The 17,818-nt window shown below is 39.9% G+C and carries 17 protein-coding genes and 1 pseudogene; 1 reads left to right on the top strand and 17 read right to left on the bottom strand.

Features of this window, described 5'->3' with window-relative positions:
• Positions 1–98: 98 nt before the first annotated feature.
• From F0226_RS08805 to F0226_RS08780, 6 genes are all read right to left on the bottom strand, one after another.
• Positions 99–737 carry a response regulator transcription factor gene (locus F0226_RS08805; protein WP_171735293.1) on the bottom strand — a complete coding sequence of 213 codons (639 nt, stop codon included), beginning with the start codon at positions 735–737 and terminating at the stop codon, positions 99–101.
• Positions 730–2,085 carry a cache domain-containing protein gene (locus F0226_RS08800; protein ID WP_171735292.1) on the bottom strand — a complete coding sequence of 452 codons (1,356 nt, stop codon included), beginning with the start codon at positions 2,083–2,085 and terminating at the stop codon, positions 730–732. The genes F0226_RS08805 and F0226_RS08800 overlap by 8 nt, the downstream gene beginning before the upstream one ends.
• Positions 2,086–2,192: 107 nt before the next feature.
• Positions 2,193–3,476 carry a TRAP transporter large permease subunit gene (locus F0226_RS08795; protein ID WP_171735291.1) on the bottom strand — a complete coding sequence of 428 codons (1,284 nt, stop codon included), beginning with the start codon at positions 3,474–3,476 and terminating at the stop codon, positions 2,193–2,195.
• Positions 3,477–3,485: 9 nt separating this feature from the next.
• Positions 3,486–4,025 carry a TRAP transporter small permease subunit gene (locus tag F0226_RS08790; protein ID WP_171735290.1) on the bottom strand — a complete coding sequence of 180 codons (540 nt, stop codon included), beginning with the start codon at positions 4,023–4,025 and terminating at the stop codon, positions 3,486–3,488.
• 207 nt (positions 4,026–4,232) lie between these two features.
• Positions 4,233–5,327: a TRAP transporter substrate-binding protein gene (locus F0226_RS08785; RefSeq protein WP_171735289.1), complete on the bottom strand. Its 1,095-nt coding sequence runs from the start codon at positions 5,325–5,327 to the stop codon at positions 4,233–4,235.
• A 602-nt stretch (positions 5,328–5,929) separates the two neighbouring features.
• Positions 5,930–6,337: a MarR family transcriptional regulator gene (locus F0226_RS08780; RefSeq protein WP_171735288.1), complete on the bottom strand. Its 408-nt coding sequence runs from the start codon at positions 6,335–6,337 to the stop codon at positions 5,930–5,932.
• Between the two features lie 218 nt (positions 6,338–6,555).
• Here F0226_RS08780 and F0226_RS08775 point away from each other — a divergent pair, with 218 nt between their 5' ends.
• Positions 6,556–7,245, top strand: a complete 690-nt coding sequence (locus tag F0226_RS08775) for a DUF2982 domain-containing protein (RefSeq protein ID WP_171735287.1) — start codon at positions 6,556–6,558, stop codon at positions 7,243–7,245.
• Here F0226_RS08775 and F0226_RS08770 read toward each other — a convergent pair.
• From F0226_RS08770 to F0226_RS08720, 11 genes and pseudogenes are all read right to left on the bottom strand, one after another.
• A complete protein-coding gene (locus F0226_RS08770) occupies positions 7,242–7,895 on the bottom strand; it encodes an MBL fold metallo-hydrolase (protein ID WP_171735286.1) in 654 nt (217 codons plus the stop codon). The two genes, F0226_RS08775 and F0226_RS08770, sit on opposite strands and share 4 nt — an antisense overlap.
• A 215-nt stretch (positions 7,896–8,110) precedes the next feature.
• Positions 8,111–8,659: a DUF882 domain-containing protein gene (locus tag F0226_RS08765; RefSeq protein ID WP_171735285.1), complete on the bottom strand. Its 549-nt coding sequence runs from the start codon at positions 8,657–8,659 to the stop codon at positions 8,111–8,113.
• 174 nt (positions 8,660–8,833) lie between these two features.
• Complete coding sequence (locus F0226_RS08760) at positions 8,834–10,378, bottom strand: L,D-transpeptidase family protein (protein ID WP_171735284.1); 1,545 nt, start codon at positions 10,376–10,378, stop codon at positions 8,834–8,836.
• Between the two features lie 273 nt (positions 10,379–10,651).
• Positions 10,652–11,749, bottom strand: a complete 1,098-nt coding sequence (locus tag F0226_RS08755) for a DUF1513 domain-containing protein (RefSeq protein WP_171735283.1) — start codon at positions 11,747–11,749, stop codon at positions 10,652–10,654.
• Positions 11,739–12,785: an imelysin family protein gene (locus tag F0226_RS08750; protein ID WP_171735282.1), complete on the bottom strand. Its 1,047-nt coding sequence runs from the start codon at positions 12,783–12,785 to the stop codon at positions 11,739–11,741. The genes F0226_RS08755 and F0226_RS08750 overlap by 11 nt, the downstream gene beginning before the upstream one ends.
• Before the next feature lie 93 nt (positions 12,786–12,878).
• On the bottom strand, positions 12,879–14,267 hold the full coding sequence (locus F0226_RS08745; protein WP_171735281.1) for a di-heme oxidoredictase family protein: 1,389 nt from the start codon (positions 14,265–14,267) through the stop codon (positions 12,879–12,881).
• Between the two features lie 135 nt (positions 14,268–14,402).
• Complete coding sequence (locus F0226_RS08740; RefSeq protein WP_171735280.1) at positions 14,403–15,662, bottom strand: imelysin family protein; 1,260 nt, start codon at positions 15,660–15,662, stop codon at positions 14,403–14,405.
• A gap of 166 nt (positions 15,663–15,828) precedes the next feature.
• Positions 15,829–16,425: a GTP cyclohydrolase II gene (ribA, locus tag F0226_RS08735; RefSeq protein WP_171735279.1), complete on the bottom strand. Its 597-nt coding sequence runs from the start codon at positions 16,423–16,425 to the stop codon at positions 15,829–15,831.
• Between the two features lie 418 nt (positions 16,426–16,843).
• The gene (locus tag F0226_RS08730) at positions 16,844–17,026 is read right to left on the bottom strand and encodes a hypothetical protein (RefSeq protein ID WP_171735278.1); all 183 of its coding nucleotides are present in this window, start codon (positions 17,024–17,026) and stop codon (positions 16,844–16,846) included.
• 89 nt (positions 17,027–17,115) lie between these two features.
• Entirely contained in the window at positions 17,116–17,538 is a 423-nt protein-coding gene (locus F0226_RS08725; RefSeq protein WP_171735277.1) for a cytochrome c-type biogenesis protein, read from the bottom strand.
• Between the two features lie 19 nt (positions 17,539–17,557).
• Positions 17,558–17,818, bottom strand: a pseudogene (locus F0226_RS08720) (DsbE family thiol:disulfide interchange protein); the annotation flags it as partial.

The following is a 17,818-nucleotide window of genomic DNA, read 5'->3' as shown; positions in this document are numbered from 1 at the left end:
TCAACATGTCGCAATAAAACTAAAAAAACCTCCAAAAAGTTGGGTCAACCTGCAATAAAAGTAATTAAATTACACTTTTATCGTAATTTAGCGTAAAATCATTCAACTAAGCCCAAATTTACAGCATATTTCGCCAATTCTGCAGTTGAGTGAATATCAAGCTTATGCTTAATGTTATGTCTGTGGGTTTCTACCGTTCGGTAACTTATATTCAACTGATGCGCAATCTTCTTACTACTCTCCCCACCCGCGACTAATTTCAATACTGCTTCTTCCCTTCTTGTTAACGGGTTTTTTAGCGATTGAATCGGCTTTACGGGTTGAGAAAATAAATTCTGAGTCACTTTTTCGCAAAAGTAGGTTGAGCCTTGATTCACTGTTTTAATCGCTTGCACCATCTTTTCTGATGATATCTCTTTCAGCATGTACCCAACCGCACCCGACTGCATCACTTTCATGATGTATTCACGGTTATTATGCATTGTCAGCATGAGCACTTTCGCATCTGGTTGAGACTCTTTAATCAGATGTGTCGCATCAATGCCGTTCATAATCGGCATACTAATGTCCATGAGTGTGACATCAGGCTTTATTTGTTTCACGAGTTCAACCGCCTCAAGTCCATTACTCGCAGTACCAATCACATCTATATCAGGCTCTAAACTTAACCTTGCCATAAAGCCATCGAGTACTACTTGGTGATCATCCACTATCACCACTTTAATCGCTTCACTCATACACCAATCCTTCTAGTGTTAATAACACAGTTATCTCTGTACCGAATCCTGTTTCTGCAACCAGTTCAAACTCACCGCCAATGAACTCGACTCGTTCTCTCATATTCCTTAAGCCAATTCCTCGTTTATGCATGACACTTTGGGCGTTAAAGCCTAGCCCATCATCCCGAATCATTAGTTGGAGCATATTGCCCATTTGATGCAAAACCACTGTGACTTTTTTTGCTTGTGCATGTTTTTCAATATTGTTCAATGATTCTTGAACCACTCTATAAAGCGTAGTCGCGGCTTCAGATTTTAACTTCCCAGTTTGAGTACTAAAAAAAGTCTCAACCTCCACACCGGAATGAGCTTTAAAATCAATAAGCAAACTTGATAAAGCAGCTTCTAAACCTATGTCATCCAAAGCACTAGGGCGAAGCTTATGCGAAATGTTCCTTACTTCATCAATGGCAGTCATCAACGAGTGCTGTGATTTATCTAAATAAACCCGTAGCTCTTCGTCATGGAGTTTATGGCTCAATAACTCTAAATGACACTTGCTGGACACGAGCAGTTGATTGATTCCGTCATGCAGTTCACGTGCTAAATGCTTCTTTTCATCTTCTTGAAACATCACTGTCTTATGCGCTAATTCTTTTAAGTTATTGTCTGCAATTTTATGTTCACGCATATTAATCGCGAGAGTAAGCACAATGATCACGGCTACAGTGACGCATAAAATCACCATGATAGAAAAGAACGTCGTCTCAATATTTTTATTGATCGCCGCCTGCATATTGGCAACTTCTTGGCTTACATCTTCAATATAAAGACCAGTCCCTATCATCCAATCCCATTTATCTAACCAGGCGGCATAACTCAATTTAGAGACGACTTCGTCAGTCGAGGGTTTCTGCCACAGGTATTGATGGAAACCACCACCAGATCGGGCTTCTCTTAGTAATGCTTCAATTAAGAAGTCACCGTCATTATCTTGTATGTGTAATAAATTCTGACCAACTAACTCAGGTAAGATGGGGTGAACGAGATTCGTTCCTTGGCTATCGTAAGCAAAAAAGTAACCATCAGATCCATACCTAAGTTTGGTGAGAATACTGCGCACTTCTTCTTTGGCTTCTGCTTCAATAGCATTGGGGTCATTGTAGATATGAGAGATAGCATCAAATGCCAGGTCGACACTGTCTTTCAGTGCACTTTCCTTTGACTTAATTAAACTATCCCTAAAAATTTCGACTTCTTTCTCACCCAGTGTTTTAGCCTGATGTAATGAAATCCAGCTGATACTGGCAGATACAATTAACAACGGCAGTAAGGTAAGCAAGATAAGTTTGGCTTTTAGAGGCATTCCTTTTCCTCATAAAAAAACTGCTTACTGATTATTCAGCAAGCAGTTTTACTTTATCAAATTTATTAACGCTCTATGAAATCATTCGTCTACATTATCGAATCTGGTCACATACCGTAGAATCCAGGGAAAACAAGTAATGACGCCAAGACTAAGATTTGGATGGCGATAAAAGGCATAACGCCGCGGTAAATATCCTGAGTGGTCACCCCTTTCGGAGCTACCCCTTTCAGATAAAATAGACTGAAACCGAATGGCGGCGTTAAAAATGACGTTTGAAGATTCATTGCAATTAAGATCGCAAACCAAGTCATATTGATGCCCATAAGTTCGGCAACAGGGGCAATAATTGGCACGATGATAAAACAAATCTCAACGAAATCGATAAAGAAGCCAAGTATCAAAATAACCAACATTGTAATAATTAGGAAACCCCACTTATCCCCCGGAATAGCAAGCATCCACTCTTCAACTAAGTAGTCTCCTCCAGTGTAAGTAAATGCCATAGAGAACGCAGTAGCACCAAGCAATATAGCAAAAACCATTGCCGTTACTTTTACTGTTTCTTTTGATGCATCAAATACCATGCGCCAGCTAAACTGACCATATAGGAACGCAAGTACAATCGCACCTGCACCACCAAGAGCGGCTGATTCCGTAGGTGTTGCCACACCAGCAAAGATAGAACCAAGAACGACAATAATTAATGCTAGAGGTGGAATAATCGCTTTAAGTGCTTTAATGACCTCTTCTTTACGGCTGATTGAGTCATCTCGCTCAATCGGTTGTGCAGATTCAGGATTCAACTTGGCATAAATCAAAATGTAGACGATATACGCTCCAACCAACATGACACCCGGCCATATTGCGGCTTGAAATAAATCACCAACTGGTACACCAAGCACATCACCTAAAAGAATCAGCACAATCGATGGCGGAATAATTTGCCCAAGCGTTCCTGATGCACAGATGGTTCCGCAAGCTAACCCTTTATCGTAATTATATTTAAGCATGACAGGCAGAGATATCAGCCCCATTGCGACAACTGAAGCTCCCACAACCCCTGTAGAAGCGGCAAGTAATGAACCTACCAAGACTGTCGAAATGGCGATACCACCACGTACGCCACCAAACAAGCGCCCCATTGACTCTAACAACTGCTCTGCTAAACGCGTTTTTTGGAGAACTAGCCCCATGAAAACAAAAAGCGGTACGGCCATCAGTACCGTGTTTTCCATGATCGATTGAATTCGGTAAGGCATAAAGGCGAACATTTCAACCCCTTCCGCCCAAACACCGAAAATTAATGCAATACCACCAAAAGTAAAAGCAACTGGAAACCCTAAAAGCAATGCAAATAGAGCGACAAAAAACATAATAATTCCAATCATGATCGTCTCCTATTTAGGTTGATTTAAGTTCGCATGAACTAAATGAGGGTTAATAATCTTATTCAACGAGTGAAGAACAAGCCCGACACCACTGAGTGCCATTAAGAAGAAAGAAAGTGGGATCATGGCTTTAATTATCCAGCGGTAATGCAGACCACCTGGGTCTCCTGAAATTTCACCTAGCTCGTAACTTTCTCTCGCAAAGTCGATTCCATACCAGCCAACAAGGAGACAAAAAGGGAGCAAGAAAATGAAGGTACCGAGTAAATCAATAATGGCTTGTGCTTTGAAGGAAAGTCTTTCGTAGAACACATCTACACGTACATGCCCACCAGCTTTAATCGCGTACGGGACACCTAATAAAAAAACTGCTGAAAATAAATGCCATTCCATCTCTTGGAAAGCGATTGAAACATCATTAAAGGCATAACGCATCACAACGTCATACACCACATTCGCAACCAACAGTATGAATAGCATGCTGGATAACCAGCCAAGTGCATCACCAATACGGTTAAACAGTCGCTCAATGTAAATCAAACTTCTCATTCCCGACTCCATGGAATTAAAAAAGCACCACCACAAATTGGTCGTGGTGCTATAAAAGGTTCTTGGGCTTCGATACTAGGCAATGCCTCAGCATCATTTTTATAGTTGTTTGTTCTTTTAAAATTGTTCGATGGCGTTTTCAATCATGCTTTAGGGCCGGAGCCTTAAGATTCTTTCAACGCCATTATTATTGTTATGAGTTGCAGACTATTTCGCTTGGCTGTTTAAGTAAGCACGGTGTGAAATATCAGTCCATGAACGTACTTGCTGTAAGTAATCAGATTGTGATTTCTGAATTTCTTTAGCCAGTGCGTCTTTTTCAGCGTGTTTAGCAAGTAAACGGTCATTAGCTTCTTGCAGAGCAGCCATCACTGAAGGTGGGAAATCTTTAACTTGAACATCAGGGTATTCTGTTTTCATCGATACCCAGTTTTTGCCACTCTCATGTGTTGCTTGCGTATACATGTCGTAAGCGGCTGTACGCATTGCCACACGTAAAATCTCTTGTAGATCTTCAGGTAATTTATTCCACGTACGCTTATTCACTAGGAACTGAAGTTCAGAACCCGGCTCATGCCAACCTGTATAGTAGTAAGGGGCAATTTTGTGGAAACCCATACGTAAATCCAGTGATGGACCAACCCATTCAAGAGCATCAATCGTTCTACGCTCTAAAGATGTGTATAGCTCACCAGGGGCAATATTCGTTGGTTTTGCACCAAGCTCAGCCAAGATTTCGCCAGCAAAACCAGGGATACGCATCTTAAGACCTTTTAAGTCTTCAACACTGTTGATCTCTTTTTGAAACCAGCCGCCCATTTGAATATCTGTATTACCACCAGGGAAAGACATTAAGTTATGCGGAGAATAAACCTGTTCCATAAGTTCCATACCACCACCGTGGTAGAACCAAGCATATTGCTCTGCTGGTGTCATACCGAAAGGCATCGAAGTGAAATACAGCGTATTTGGCACTTTACCTTTCCAGTAGTACGAACCTGAGTGACCCATGTCATACTGACCTGACTTCACCATATCGAAGACACCAAGCGGTGCTTTATGTTTATTCGCAGAATCGATTCTGATTTGCAAACGCCCATTCGACATTTTCTCAGCCATTGCAGCCATGTTTTTAGTTGCATCACCAAATACTGGGAAGTTAGGTCCCCACGTTTCAGCCAGTTTTAAGCGGTAAACTTTATCAGCAGCAGTCGCACCTGTAGCAACTAAAGCGAAACAAGCAGCAGCAGTTACTGCCACATTTTTAAAAACTCGTTTCAGTGAGTGTTGGATAAGACTCATGTTCACGTCCTTGGTTAGTTTCAGATACTCTTTCAATGAGCATTTTATGATTCCAAACAAGAATGGACGCTTTAGGAACAATAAGAAATCAGCGCTATCACGCACCTAAAATTAGAGGAATAAAGGGCATTAGACCAAAGGATTAAGTATTTATACGTAGGATTTTAGATAGCGAGTCTAATTTTCAATAAGTTATAGCCGAACCTAAATAGATCTAAGATAGAAATACGTACGTAGTTACTTATATTGATAATTAACATCATGTACCCAATTCGTGATTTGTGTCGGGTATTAAGTGCGAAACAATATGTATTGAGTTAAAAGCTTCTATCTGTATGAAGAGAACCAGTCACCCATTAGATAGCCAAAGCCTAATTGATGGTCACCAGAGCACTCAAGGAACTAAAGAACTAAAGAACTAAAGAACTAAAGAACTAAAGAACTAAAGCCAGTCAGGATGCTACTTACAATACGTAAAGTGGTAGGAAAATAAGAAGGTTTGAAAATGCGTGTTAATAAAAACAAAAAAGCCTCGAAAATCGAGGCTTTGAACTTGTACAACTTAATCGCCTAATCTCAAATGAGACCAACGAGCATTGCAATTAGATAGCTTTGTAAATAACTTTGTTACCTGCAAGCTGCTCTTTCGCTACTAGATTCTCTTCTAGAAGTTTTTTCAATGCGCCTGTAGCCCATGAAGCTGCTTTTGCATCTTCTTGACCAGCTTCTAAGCCGATACCTTTAGGGTTAATACCTTCAGCATTTTTCACAACAATGTCTAATACTTGTTGTTGCTTAGGTGTCAGTGCAACATCTACTTTTTTCGTTGCTGCTACTGTTTTTGTTACCGCTGGTTTTGCTGCTACAGTTTTTTCTGCGACAACTTTCTCTGCGACAGGCTTCGCCGATTTAGGCGCTACTGCTGCTTTTGCAACTTCTACATTAGCAACAGCCGCTTTAATACGTTTTTGCAGTTTAGCCTGCACCTTACGCTTATGAGCAAGTCTCATTGAATATTTCTCCAGTTCACTGCTCTTGCGCAGTGGTGAAAATTTGAAGCGCGATTTATACCAAAAAACAGGAGCTATTTGTAGAGTGAAGAGCCGAAAGTCGACGAAAAATACGTATATTGTTTATCAACGTCTATTATTTAATCATCGTTTTATTAAATAAGGGCTTATATACTGGTTATCCATCCATTGGTGATATATGAAACATGGTGCTTCCTATGAATACTCGCCACCTTAGCAATTTTACACTGCCATCTTGGCATTATTTCATAAAACCGATCGGTTACTTCTTTGCGCTGTTTCTCATCTTTTTCCTGATTTACAACGAATATAGAAAACCCATGCTGGTGACCATTCTAACGTTAACCAGCATTCTCTTTAGCATTTATTACTTTGCTTTGCGTAGCCATGTCATGATCACACTCACTTCCACACATCTACAACAGCACTTTTTCAAAGGTGGATGGGTCGTAAAATGGGATAACATACAAGAGGTTTCAATATGCACATTTCAACAAGATGGTTGGCACGAGCCACTGCCTTGGATAGGAATAAAACTTAAACACTATAAGCCCTATTTAGACTCGATCTGCCCTAAAGTGGCCTGTGAGCTATTACTCAGTCAGAGAGGGTTACTGTATTTGGGGGCTAAACAAGCTGGAAGCGAAGCGAAGTTCGAAGATATAGTTTTAGATTCTAATAACTATATAGACAAAAGCCCTGCACATACCGCCTATACAGGCATGCTGGCTATGTTAGCGAATAGAATGAAACATCAGAGAAGCTATCACGGCTTTGATATATTTATCGCAACCAATGAAATCAATATGAGCGGGGATGAATTTGTCGGTTTAGCTCGACGCTACCTTGCAGCTGCCGAGCTAAATAACACAAACGAAATGAATTAGTACAATGGCATTTCATCAGCTACAAATGGGTTAGATACTCGCTCTCGACCAAATGTAGACTCAGGGCCGTGACCAGGAACAAACGTTACGTCTTTTCCGAGTGGCCATAATTTTGTCTTAATTGAAGATATCAGAGTGTTAAAGTCACCTTGGGGAAAGTCAGTACGACCGATAGCACCGTTGAACAGCACATCACCTACGAAAGCCAAGCGCGCTTCATCACTAAATAAAACAACGTGACCAGGAGTGTGACCAGGAGTGTGAAAAACATCAATTTTCTGATTACCAAACGTAACTAGGTCACCTTCTTCAAGCCACTGATTAGGTTCGAATGCTTTACAAAGCGGGAAACCAAACATTTGGCTTTGCCCTTCAAGACCTTGCAGCCAGAAAAGGTCAGCTTTATGCGGACCAATAACCTCTACATTCAAGATTTCAGCAAGCGGCTCTGTTCCACCAACATGATCTAAGTGTCCGTGAGTTAATACCAAATTAACAACTTTAACGCCAAGTTCTTCAATAATCGCAGCAAGTTGTTTAACATCACCACCTGGGTCAACCACGATGCCTTCCATTGTTTCATCACACCAAACAATAGAGCAATTTTGAGAAAATGAAGTGACAGGCACTACTTGATATTTAAGAGACATAGATAAACCTTTGAAAGCAAGCTTGATAATTGGCTATATGAATTGCCAATATGAACACCGTAAAAGATAAAAACGCTTACAGTGAGCTATAAATTTAAAGGCAAACTATGACATTGGACACTCATTTTGACAAGCTCAAGAATTTACCTTTAACCTATACAATCAATAATTGCACATTGAGTTTTAATCAATTACTGTCTCTTGTCACGTAAGTCTTACCAACTGCGAACAGGACCTGTATCTATATGGATAAAGTCGCTTTTCGCATAGTAGCCAACCCCACCGGCTTGAAGACTTTTCGCCGCATCTCTGACTTCTTTCAAATTCACGCCACTGAGCCTAAAATCCAAAGCTCGACCTTGCATGTGGTAACTTTTCTTTGCCACTCCGCTAGATTTTGAGCGAAGGCTTTCATTCGTTGCAGAGGAACGGTAACCAGAAATGATTTGTACCTCAGTATTCACACCAAGTAGGTTCTGGATACTGGATAGTTGGTCAAAAAGCCCTTTATCCATTGGGTGGATCTCATTTCTACGGAAATCACGACACAGCTTACTGATACGAGCCATTTCATCGCTTAAATAATTTACACCATCGAAATAGCAAGTTTCTAACGTTTCACCAGTATGCAAATTATTCATTGCAATGGTTCTTGGTTTATCAGGGTAAGAAGCAAAAGCAGTAGAAGGAACAATAGAAGCAATTACGACACTACCACCAGCCATTGATAAAAATTGGCGGCGAGAGAAAACATTTTGAGACATACAGCAAATTGACCCATCTAAATTGAACAAAAAACGGACAATACAGAAGGTTTTTTTATGAGTCAATTCGATGAAACACGTCAAAAAGGCAGAATGAGTAATCAAACTGCCTTTAGTTATTGAAACTGTTTATGAATTTTTCACAAAGCGACAAATGTTAAAATTGAGTCAAGATCACCCTTCATTACTCATACTGTCGTATTTGTAAATATCACTTCGATACTGGATGCCTTCTTTCTCAAATAAAACCGTTTGGTAGATAATATGCACTGGAATGCGCTTTCTTAACTGGACTCTAGTGTTTGCTTTAAGAGCCGTGCTGTCTTCAAAGTTCTTCTTCGTATGCTTTTCTATTAGCAACTCTGCAAACTCTTCAGCATGTTCCACTCGAACACAACCAGAGCTGTATGCCCGTCGGTCAGTGTCGAATAAGCCTTTACTTGGAGTATCGTGCAAATAAATGGCTCGTCGGTTAGGTGTATTGAATTTGTATAATCCCAAGGCATTTTTCACTCCAGCTTGCTGGCGCATCTTATATGGGAATGCTCTAGGGTTAATATTTGCCCAATCAATATCATCAGGATTCAAAGACTCAGGTGAACGCCATTTTTCAATCACTTCAAAATTATGTCTTTGTAGATAAGTATTATCCGCTTTAACTTTAGGCAATATGTCCTCAACCATTATTTTCCAAGGCACATTCCAAGTCGGATTCAAAATCACAGAATCCAATTTTGTCGTTAATAACGGTGTCTTTCTAGATAGCTTTCCAACCACAACTTTAGACTCAAACACTTCCTCACCATCAGACCAGTACTTCATGTTAAAGCTTGGAACATTTACTAAAATCATTGAATCTCGATCTTGCGGCCATAACCGAGCTCGCTCGGCATTCAACGATAGGCTTCTTAGCCTGTTTTCGGGGCTCATATTTATCCATGACATCGTTTTAGGTCCAATAACGCCGTCAGCCTTTAAACCATGCATAGCTTGAAATTCCAGAAGAGCAACCTCTAGGGTTTCATCAAAAAAGACAATATCGGGTTTAATTAACTGAGTATCAATTCCGACTAATGACATTCTTTTAATCAAAGAACTTCGGTCAAGTACTTCATCACCTTTACGTTTTAGTCCCTGCTGGTGGTATAGCTCAATAGGCTCTAATAAAGCATTTTCCAATATTGAATAGGAATGGATAAATTGCTGATAATCGCCAACAGGAGGTGCATAAGACAATACGAACTCTTTGAGAGTATTAGATTCCAAATTTCGCTTTAAATTGAACAGCAAATGTGGGGAAGGCTTAGGAAGCTTGGCATGAAGCTGCTCTGAGAAGTACCAAGGCTTACCTATTAAAGGGGCATTTTCAGAATAACTAAGGTAAAGAATCAGAGTATCCATCGAAAGCACATCATGCTCAAACCAAAGTTCTTGCTCTCTATAATACCTGAGCCTTTTTAACTGACGTTCAAACAGAGGACTTATCTCAGAGCGATCGATAATGGATAGTTGAAACTCAAGCACTTGAGAGGCTTCAGAATCATTCCATAATAAAGCGGAAGATGAGTCAGTATAAAAGCTTTCAGTGAGTTCGGGATAAAGCACATAGAATTTTAGAGATGAACTTTCAGGTATCCACCCTTTCTCATATAAGCCCGTTAAGCTCCAAACTTGAAATGAAGTCAGAAGTAATAATCCACAAAAAAATTTCGCTAACATAGCACGCTCCATACCCACCAGTTTTAAGTATGGCAAAGAAATGGACGCGCCAAGTATTAATTAGAGACTATATTGATTTTGAGACTAGACAGGTTTGTAAATACAGCGCTCAAAAAGGCATGAGCTGTAGCAATGTCAACACTCAGATCTTTCAAAAACTATCGTTGTATTGACAGCTATAGATGTATAGAAAACTAGAGACGTATTGAAAGCTATTAATGTACCAAATGCTATAAATGTACCGAAACCGTTAGCGATATAGCTTAATGAAAACTAGATCGAAGACCAGTGGTTATCCCATTGGGTTAGTGTTTGGATGGCTGTTTTTTCCGATGGTTCAGTTTGGCTAATAACCTCCCCAGCTCCAGAACTTAACCTAAACTCTTCGCCCATAAATACAGCACCTGAAGCGTCAGTTAAAGAAGATAGCTCGACCAACTCTTTTGTTTGTTTAGACCAAATTCCATAGCAATTCCCTCGTGGTGAAGTCGCGATAATCCATTCATCAGAAGCTGCAATACTTGCAATGTAATGGTTAAATCTCGCCCACTGCTCAGGCTCTGCTTTTAATTGCTCTAAACGACCACCCCGAGTATGCATAGCGAGTAATGCTGGGTATTCATCGGGTTCACCGCGATATTGTTGACCACAAAGTACGGTTTCATCTCCATCATGAGCAAGATGTCTAATACTCAGTTGTTTATCAGCCAACCCGACTTGCTCAAGTAGCTCACCTGTGGCGGACAAATAACTTAAGCTTGGTTGCATTGTCTTTAAATTTCTAGGAGTTCGACCATCCGTATCAACGCCTCCAACCCCAATAGCTAATCGACTATCTGGCATAATGATGACTTCATGAGGACCAATACCAAAACCAGTGAATTCATCGACCTTCTTATAGCCATTAAGCGCATCATAAACACCTATCACACCTTGGCTTGTATTAGATACCCCTTCAGTCGCGTACAGCAATGAACCATCAAGTGAAAAAACACCATGGCCATAATAGTGCCTGTTTTTACCTTTCACTGATAAATGAATCTGTTGACCGGTTTGATAATCAAACACCATAAAGTAGCTACCCGGTCTACGAGCAAAAACCACCGCTTGATTGGGGTGTGAAGAGTCGACATTAGGTCTAATCGCAACACCATGACCGCGCTCTGGGATAGGGAGAGTTTGAATAGGCATGCCCCATTTATCTGCTACAACCGCAGAGTATTTATCCTTACCCTGAAGTGAGCACCCAATTAATGCTGGCTCACGTTTTACTTGGGAGGATATATTGGAGCAGCCAAAAGGAAGTACTGGGACAGCAGCACCCAATAGTGCTGCTTTAAGTAATGAACGCCTAGTTTGATTAGTCACCATCAGTTGCATTAAACCCTATTACAATTCCTAATTCGATCGCCACTTCTTCATGAATAAGATATTTGAGGCGCTCTAACTTATTGTATTGAGCTAAAACATTTCGGTAGCCCTCTTTGCTCTGAAGCATACCAAACAGGCTGCTTTCTTCAGGCCAAGTTGCTAGCGTCTGCTCAAATTGAATTTTAACTCGGTCCGCTAAATCATTTAAATCTCGACCTCTTAAAATATTATCTAAACCCTGTCCATCTGCTAAATACAAAGACTGCATTGCTTGAATATTAGCTTTAAGTTGCGATAAAGACGTTTCTGAGCGCCATGACTCAGCAAAGTAAGGGCGAGGCTTACCAATATTCGCAAGTGGTCGACTCAGTTTTTTCATGCTGTAATCTAGCTGATTCGTTAGCAAAGCCACGTATTCAGATTCCCATCGGGATTCATCTAAAGCTACCCACGGGTTAACTTGCCATGCATCTGCAATATTGGTCGATTTCACAGATAGATTTTGCGAAATAGCGATAGCAGACATACAGCCTTTGTTCTTTTCAATTAATAACGGTGATTTTTCGTCATAAAGCATCCACTCTAACGCCCCTAAACCTTGAACGGTTACGCTTTGCTGAGCAATTTCAGCTTGAGTCCAAGTTTTGTCTTGTCGAGTGAGTTGAGCCATTTTCAAACCAGTTGTATTCTTTTTGTCTGGCCAAAATTGAATATTCCAACTCTCTTGTAGAGCTTCTGCTGGCCCTCGTTCCTGCCCTTGAAGCGCCATCCAAGCAAGCATAGTCTGGTGCCATTGCAGCTTCACAGCATCAATAGAATAATCATTGGTTTCACAATATTGACCTAGCGATTCTTCAAGTAATTTTGCTTGTGTATTGAATGCGACAGCAGACTCAAACTGCTTAACATAAACCTCGTGGCTTACATGTTGCGTTTCATCAAGATTAAATACAGGGGCATCATTTACTTGAGTTGTGGACTGGCACCCGGCAAGAGCTGCGACAATCAATGGTATCGCGAATAATTTTTCACTCATGTTTACGACCTTTTACTGGCTGACTATTTACGTTCGCAGCGCTTTAGAAGTTAAATATATTTAATCAGCACTGCTTACGCTAGCTTATTATATTTATAAAGAATTCAAGAACGCGACAAGTGCTTCTCGCTCTTTTGCATTCAGGCTAAGTACCTTTTGTTTAGCATTTTGAGCTTCCCCACCATGCCATAGAATCGCTTCCATAATATTTCTAGCACGACCATCATGTAATAGGAATGTGTGCCCATTCACTTCCTTGGTATAGCCTAATCCCCAAAGAGGTGTAGTACGCCATTCTTGTCCATTCGCTAAATATTCCGCTCTATTGTCGGCTAAACCTTCGCCCATATCGTGCAGTAACATATCTGTATACGGGCTGATAAGCTGCTTGGATAACGCAGGCAAATCAGCGCGTTCAGCTGTTCTTATCTCAGCTTGATGGCAGCTTTGACAGCCAATTTCTTTAAAGAGTTGCTTACCTTGAATCACTTGTGGATTATCGACATTACGTCGAATTGGCACAGCCAGATGTTGGGAATAAAATTCTACAAAATCAAGGATGTTATCGCTGACTTCCGGCGAACCACCATTTGGAAAGTCGGTACACGTAGATTGGTTCGCTGTACAGTTTTCATTAGGGAATAGATTGCTCGTCAAACCTAAATCACCATTAAATGCTGCGGCATTTTGCTGCATCAAGTTCGGTTGCCCGGCTTTCCACCCAAATCGCCCAAGCGTAAGTTCATTTGTTTGAACATCAAGCACTTTATTCGCTTTACCTGAAACACCAAGGTTTTCTGATTTTTGCTGTTCAATAAAGCCTAGAATCGTTTTTTCAGGAATGCTTTCTAATAAGCCAAGACCAATCATAGGCGGTGCTACACGAGCTGAAAATTCAGTTTTTGGGTGCATATCGCCAAACGCTAGCTCAGTAATAGTTAGGCTAGGTTTACGCAAGCTCACCATCGTTCCATCATCAAATTTAACTGGAACTTCTATATAGCTAATATTCACCTTGCCTTCAGGTTTCAAGCCTTGTAGAGCAAAATCTTGAAGCTGACCGCCATAAGTAGGTTCAGGGATTCCACCATCTCGAATGAAAGCTTGTCTTTGAGCGGCGGTTTCAGCTGGAATACTTAATCGAACCAGCATGGAAACAGCGTGTTTATCTCCCGTTTCAGGCGCATGCCCTCTACCATCTTTAATGTGGCAATTTTGGCAGCCATTGGTATTAAACAAAGGACCTAGCCCATCACGAGCGTCTGTAGAAGCTGGTGCAGGAACCCATGGGTTTCTAAAGAAACTATTACCAACACTAAAGTCTAATCGCTTAGTCATAGGTAAGTTAGTTGCTGGCATTGAAAACGCATTAGCGCCTTCTTTTTTAGTAGTGGTTTTCCCTCCTGAATACACTTCATGGGCGTGTAAGGGAGACATTGCGAACAGTGAGATAAGTAGCGAGGCGGTGAGATACGACTTCATACATTGCCTTGATTATTTATTATTAGTTATATTTTTTAGATTTCATTGTTTGACGATTTGAACAACACAAAAACTTGAACAATACAGAAACAATGAAGGGCTCGCTAGGAGCCCTTTGTTAACTTTATTTATCGCTTAAAACTCGTGGTCTGCAGTATCAGGGTTCAAGCTATCAATGCCAATCACACCTGCTGCACGTTCAATAGCAGCCGTTTGAGAAACTAGAGCTACAATCGTTTTATTTACAAGCGCGTTACCTGCTGCATTATCTGAAGCAATTAACTGGTCAAAGTGCTGATTGTTTTTCTCAGCAGATGTTACAAGTTCACCGACTTGTGCACGAGCAAGATCAAATTGCTTTTGAATCTCTTTTGCAGCTTGCTTGTCTTCTTGAGCAACTAGGTCGTATAAGCTTGGACCTGAAAGCAACGTACCGTTTTCACGCTTGTACAGACCAGTGTAAACGTTGTAGATACCTTGCTCATTGTAGTAATGCGAGTTATGCGTGTTATCAGAGAAACAATCATGCTCGTCTTCAGTTGAATTTGCTTCTAGAGCAACTTTCATACGCTCACCGGCAAGTTCACCTAATGAAAGAGAGCCCATGCCGAATAGCATTTTACGCAAGCCATTATCGCTAGAACCCGCTAAAAGCTCTTGACGGTAATTACCTTTTTGATCAGCAGACCACTGTTTTTCCATCCATTCAAGATCTTGAATCAGAAGTTCAGCTGAAGCTTTTAAATATGAACCACGGCGGTCACAGTTACCGTTTGTACATTCAGAGCCAACAACAAAATCAGTGTATACACGGTTACCTGCACCTGCATTAGTGCCGTTTAAATCTTGTCCCCAAAGTAGGAACTCAATCGCGTGGTAACCAGACGCTACGTTTGCTTCTGAACCACCAATTTCATTAAGCTCAGCAATTAGCTCAGGAGTAATATTTGTTGCATCAACCGTTGTTTGACCAACTTGGAACGTTTTGTTAGCAACAATGTTTGCACTAGCGCCTTCGTTACCTAATTCATATTGGTAATCAGTTGAAACGTAATCAATCAGACCTTCATCTAGAGGCCATGCATTCAACTGACCTTCCCAATCATCAACAACCGCGTTACCAAAACGGAAAACTTCCGATTGTTGGTATGGTACTCGAGAATCTAACCAAGCTTGTTTAACTTGTTCGAAATTTGCAGCAGAAGGCGAAGCTAAAAATGTATCAATAGAAGAGTTCAGAGCCTTGGCTGTAATAACAGAATCCGAAAAAACGGCGTGTGCAATATCTGCGTAGTGTTCAACTACTTGATCTTGAGTCACTGCTGCAAATGAAGAAGCAGAGGCAAGAAGGAGTGACGAAGTAACAGCTTTAGTCACTAAAGATTTGATGGTCATTGAAGCGTCCTTGTTGAGCTTGAATTATTATTAGTAGTAATAGTGCAAACCATTATCATTTGCACTAGCAATCCAAATAATACAAATTTACAATTTTTTTGCAAGCCAAATACAAAAAAACCCCACAAATGTGAGGTTTTTATTTGATTTATGAGAAGAAGGTAATTTAAAGGTCTAAATCATGCTTTCCGTGTGACACTTTTGCTTGAAGGTAACTTTCATTGCCTAACTTTACATGCGCTGAAGTATTGACGACTTCTTCAATTTGAATGCCATGAGACTTCAACTCTCTGATCTTTTTAGGATTATTCGTGACTAAGCGGATAGTGTTAATACCTAACGCTTTTAGCATTTCAGCTGCTTCTGTGAAATCACGTAAATCATCACCAAAACCTAAGTGGTTATTCGCTTCATATGTATTCATACCTTCACTTTGTAAGCGGTATGCGTCGATCTTGTTATAAAGACCAATACCACGCCCTTCTTGGCGGAGATATAAAATAATACCGCCCGATTCACCCATTTTATTAATCGTTTCATCTAACTGTTCACCACAATCGCAGCGAGATGAATGAAATACGTCACCCGTTAAGCATTCAGAGTGCATTCGTACCAAAGGTGTATTCTGAGTTTTATCGGCAGACTGAAAGATCACAGCAACATGTTCTTTTTCTGTTTTCAATCCATGGAATGACAGAAGCTCAGCATCAATATTGCTGCCTACCCCTACTTTGAAATCTACTCTGGCACGTACTTCCGCCATATCTATACTCACTTGATGATTTTATCTACTTGGAATTATTATTTTAATTAAAGCCTACTAATTCAACAATCGGGCAATAACAATCTGATGTTAAGTACTATGAGGCTATCTAAGCGATTTTTCAAGGCTCTGAAGCTATGAATTGTTATATTATAACAACTTGTTCATTACGTAATAAAAAACCCCACGTTAGACCTTTCTAACATGGGGTTAAATTTCGGGGCAGAGCCATTGATTTGATGGAATTCCAACCTGCCAATACTCAAATTTTTCGATACAGATAAACTCTACTGAATATCAAGCACAACCCGCACTACAGATCATGGTTTTACTTATAGTTATATAACTGATCAAGATTAGATGCGTGAGAACTTACAAACTTTAGATGATCGTTGAAGCTAGATTTTACAGGCTAACTTCATTTACTTGCTGTTTTTTCCAGTTTCCAGATAGCCAGTTGGATCCATGCATTTTCTAATTCTGATAATTCTTCTTGAGTCAAAAATGAAAGGCTTGGTTTAGCACTATACTGCTCACTCCACTTTTTAGATTGAACATTCGTATAAAACTCCTTTTTTAAGTTCGATATTACATTATCCACGAATAAGTCCTTATATCTGTGTAAGCTCAGTGAGTTGTATGAAGTATATTACAAAAACAGACTAATTAGGTAAACAGTATAGATAATATTTATACATCACTTTTGACACTTTTTATTGCAAGATGAACGAAGAGCACAAAAATAACAAAAGGTATTAGCCAAAGTACTAAATTACCTCTATTGAAAGCAGGATTATATAAAACAAATTCACCAAACCTTTCGGTCATATATTCAATAATATATTCATCACTCTTTCCTGCTTTGATCATTTCGAAAACATTTAATCGAAGATCTTTTGCAATAGGAGAGTTTGATTCGATCAAATTTTGATTCTGGCATTGTGGACAACGCAATGACTTAGCCAATGCGATCGCCCTTGATTGCTGCTCTAAACTATCAAATTCAAACAGCTCAACTTGAATGCTTCTCTCCTTTGTTGATGATATAAAAACAGGCTCAGCGACAGCGTATGTCACGCATAGTATTGAACATAATAATATTAATAGTTTCATTAAAGCCCTTTACTAAATTTTATTTATAAAAATAACTCGCTAATTCATCATCCCAAGTTTTTTGATCTAATACGCCCATTACCTTTTTAATTATCTGACCTTCTTGATCCATTAAATATGTTTCAGGCGTACCTATTACTCCTAAATTAATGGAAAGATCGCCTTTATGATCATTAACGATCTTTAAGTATGGGTTTCCATAATTTTCTAAAACTTTAATTGCCGATAACTTATTATCTCTATAATTAATACCGTATATAGGAATTCCTTCATTTTTCAA

Origin of the sequence: Vibrio sp. 99-70-13A1, from assembly GCF_013114625.1 — a bacterium.
GTDB lineage: Bacteria > Pseudomonadota > Gammaproteobacteria > Enterobacterales > Vibrionaceae > Vibrio.
This window is presented reverse-complemented; position numbering and strand designations above follow the sequence as displayed.